This window comes from Plesiomonas sp. (assembly GCF_051650925.1).
Classification (GTDB): domain Bacteria; phylum Pseudomonadota; class Gammaproteobacteria; order Enterobacterales; family CAMTGL01; genus Plesiomonas.
In genome coordinates this window covers 1-3,818 of the sequence record NZ_JBOFRH010000539.1, presented here as the reverse complement: position 1 = coordinate 3,818, position 3,818 = coordinate 1, and the positions used below count along the sequence as shown (strand labels likewise).

Genomic DNA, 3,818 nt, shown 5'->3' with positions numbered 1-3,818 from the left:
ACCAAATACCACATTTTAGTCAGTGCCGATAACCCCGAACAAGCCAGCCTGCACCTGCTCAGTAAGCAGCAAACGCTGATGGAGCTGCTGTCGCAAAGCAGCCAGATGTTGCAACAGCTCGATGCCCAGCACTGGCGCGGCGGGCAGCAAATGCTGCAACTGTTCCAGACCGCGCTTGATCTGCAAGAGCATATCACCAGCAGCTTAAACCAGCCGGCACGGGTACAAGAGGAGATCCGCACCTATCAGGCCGATGCGGTTATTTTAGGTAATGTAGCGCTGATGGTGCAACGCTTACGCCAAATCGCCGATGCTATTTTGTATAGCGAAACCATACCCCCTTTTACCATGCAAACGACACTTGATGAGCTGACCGCGTTGCAACAAGCCTCGCCAGACAGCGAGGTCCTGACATTCTGCCACTACCATTTCAGCCGAGTCGCGCAACTTCTCAATGCGCTGCACCCGCTATATCAGCGCGAGCTGTGTCCGAGCATCCCCCGCCCTCCGCTGTTAACCGCACTGCGCAACTACCTGAACTGGCAATCGGCCTCATTGCGAATGGCCGCTCGCAGTGGGCTAACGCTGGCCATTGGCGCTGAGATCGGTGCGCTGCTCTCTCTGCCGCGTGCTTACTGGGTGCTGCTGACCATTGTACTGGTGATGCAAAGCGGTTATAACGCCACCAAAGTGCGTATTCAGCATCGGGCATACGGCACCTTACTGGGGCTGGTCATCGGAACGGGGGTTTTAATGCTCAATCTCCCCGTCGCTTGGCTGCTCGCATTTATGTTTTTTGGTACGCTGATTGGCTTTTCGCTGGTACACAATCACTATGGCTGGGCAGTTGTTTTACTGACAGTGATGGTTGTTTGCCTGCTACAACTGCTGACTCATGACAGTGCGGCGTTCTTGGTGGCTCGACTCGAAGATACCCTACTGGGGTGCGTGCTGGCCTTTCTCAGCACCATGTTGCTGTGGCCGCAATGGCAAAGTACCCGCTTACTGAACTATGCCGATACACTACTGGGCACAGTCTGGCTGCATGTAAACCGCTTAATACATATGCTCGAACGGCAGGCGGTGAATTCAGGTGAGCTGAGTCTTTCCCGTATCGCCATGAATCAGGCACAAATGGATATGAACAACTCCTATACGCAGGCACTGCAAGAGCCCGGATATAATAGTTTATATCTGAAAGAGATCTTACTGTGGCAATCACACAGCCAACAGGTTGTTGAGCACATCAACAGCATGACTGTTGAGATCCGCGAGGGGGCAAGTTTACCGGAAGAGGCGCTGCAACAGTATCGCGCAGCCATTGAGTTTGCCATTCAAGCCTGCCAGCAGCAACTTATCCACCGCACGCCGATAGCCAACAGCAGTCTGCTGGCTCTGCCGATGCCACCACTGCCAGAAGAGCGCAGCGCGCTTGATCACCATTTCTATCGGATCATCTCTCATCTTAATGAGATGTATGCGCTGTCTGGATTGGCGGTCACCTCGCGGAATTTATAATGCGCAGCCGTGGCTCGGTACACAATACATAGCCCCAGCAGTGGGGCTATTTTTTTACTACGCACGAAAATGCGTACTGCTAAAAATTTTATCTGCTGATGCCTCAACAAACCCCTGATACAGCACGCCATCGGCTTGTCGGTAGCGCAGTGCAAATTCATAAAAGCAACCGGGAATAGTGGCACGCTGATCACTAAAAACCACCTCCACAGGATCGGCCAGCGTTGCCGACTGCTCAAGATACACATCTGCCGAGCCTTTAATCTCACCACCCGTGGTATTGAGCGCTATCCCGCTACTTTTTATCTGCTGATTCAAGGCTGCAAGGCTGTGAAAGGCGGTTAACTGGTTAACCGATACCGTAAAGTGGTTAGCACGAAACCCCAACGCGGCCAGCCATGCGGCATACTCACTCTCTGCCCGTAAGCTCTGGTACTCATCCCAAGACAACTGCCAGATACGCCCTGCATATAGAGCCGCTGCACTGTCGAACATTCCCGCAGGCAGCTCACCAATCAAACGGTCAATTAAACGTACCGCCGCCGCAGACAGCCCATCTACCCGTAACTCTGACATGAAAATTTTCGGCATGCGCGGATCAACATGCTCAAGGTGTACCGCATCAAGCTGTTTTTGCGTGAACTGGTAGTGCCCCGCGACCCGATAGCCCCACTGCTCTAGCAGCGGAACTTGTACCCCAAGCCCTACACTTGGGCGGTTAAATGTTCGCAGCGCAATATGATCATTCACAATCGCCTCATCGCCCCCCAACAGCGTGTGGATCTGGCGGGCACTCGGCGTATGCCGGACATAATCTTGCCATAAACAACCAAACCACTGCGCCAGCGGATCATGGGTATCACCCGTATTGTCACTCGGTTTATGGCCACCACGTTGATTATCAATACCGCTATTTTCAACGCCATGATACAAGGATAGAGCCAGATCTGGCGGCAACTGAGACTGAGGCGAACAAGCCGTATTATTCGCAGCATCAGGATCAGGCAAATCCTGAGAAGAGTGAGAATCTGTCGGCATACTCGGTTCCCCTTACGCAATAACGACAAATATAATGGCAAATAACGCTATAAATGCAGACCGGGGCTTAATTGGGCAGGCAGCGTTACCCGCGGTTGCTCCATCGATGCCACCGGATAGGCACAATAATCGGCCGCATAAAATGCCGAAGGGTGATGGTTACCCGATGCGCCACATCCACCAAACGGTGCAGCACTCGACGCACCGGTTAACGGCCGATTCCAGTTCACGATACCGGCACGGATCTGGCTGTAAAACTGCTGATACAACTCGGCATCATCACTGAGTAATCCGGCTGAAAGCCCGTAACGGGTTTGATTTGCCAGCGTCAGCGCATGGGTAAAATCACGGTAACGCTGTACCTGCAATAAAGGGCCAAAATACTCTTCATCTGGTAATACCGGCACATCAGAGACATCAATAATGGCTGGATGCAAAAACGCGCCCCCTAACGCAGATCGGCGCAGCGGCAGCAAGCTGCGTGCCCCCAACGCAAGTAACTGCTGTTCGGTGTGGCATAGCTGATCGGCAACCTCGGCACTGATCATACTGCCGATAAAGGGTTGCGGATCAGATTGCGGCATCCCTACCTCCAGTTGCTCAGTCACCCGCAGTAATATCGCAAGCAACTGATCGCCCTCAGTACCTTGTGGTAACAGTAAACGACGGGCGCTGGTGCAACGCTGTCCGGCCGATAAAAACGCCGAATGCACAATATCGTGCACCGCCGCCCGCATATCACTAACGCTCTGTACAATCAGCGGATTATTCCCCCCCATCTCCAGCGCCACAATCCGCTGCGGGAATGCCAGTGATTCACGTGCCAACTGCAATCCGGTCGCCGAGCTGCCGGTAAACAGCAAGCCATCGAGTTCAGGGGACGCTGCCAGTGCTTTACCTACATCGCGCGCACCCTGTACCAGATTTAATACGCCGGCGGGCAGACCGCTTTGCTGCCAGAGAGCGGCCACATGTGCGGCCACCAGCGGTGTCTGCTCTGAGGGTTTAAACACCACGGTATTGCCTGCCAGCAGTGCTGGAATAATGTGCCCGTTAGGTAGATGGCCGGGAAAATTGTAGGGGCCAAATACCGCCATCACCCCATGTGCGCGATGGCGCACCATCGCACGCCCCTGCGGAAGTGCTGACTCACGCTCCCCCGTACGCTCAAGATACGCGCGGATTGCAATCTCCGTTTTTCCCTGCATCGCGATGACTTCTGTCCGGCTCTCCCACAGCGGTTTACCCGTCTCCTGTGTGAT

3 protein-coding genes are annotated in these 3,818 nt (G+C 53.9%); 1 reads left to right on the top strand and 2 read right to left on the bottom strand.

Translation table 11 applies throughout. The features are described from left to right. A partial coding sequence (locus ACRC27_RS12830; protein ID WP_438640050.1) for an FUSC family protein occupies nucleotides 1-1,518 on the top strand: 1,518 nt, incomplete at its 5' end. 57 nt (nucleotides 1,519-1,575) lie between these two features. Here ACRC27_RS12830 and ACRC27_RS12825 read toward each other — a convergent pair. Together ACRC27_RS12825 and astD are read right to left on the bottom strand one after the other, a co-directional pair. Next, nucleotides 1,576-2,556, bottom strand: a complete 981-nt coding sequence (locus ACRC27_RS12825) for a DUF1338 domain-containing protein (RefSeq protein WP_438640049.1) — start codon at nucleotides 2,554-2,556, stop codon at nucleotides 1,576-1,578. 47 nt (nucleotides 2,557-2,603) lie between these two features. Continuing rightward, nucleotides 2,604-3,818, bottom strand: a 1,215-nt coding sequence (gene astD / locus ACRC27_RS12820; RefSeq protein WP_438640048.1) for a succinylglutamate-semialdehyde dehydrogenase, incomplete at its 5' end; no start/stop codon positions are given.

What these genes read in the sequence shown, in the direction of transcription:
- ACRC27_RS12825 (WP_438640049.1), bottom strand. Translation starts at nt 2,556, where the DNA reads ATGCCGACAGATTCTCACTCTTCTCAGGATTTGCCTGATCCTGATGCT.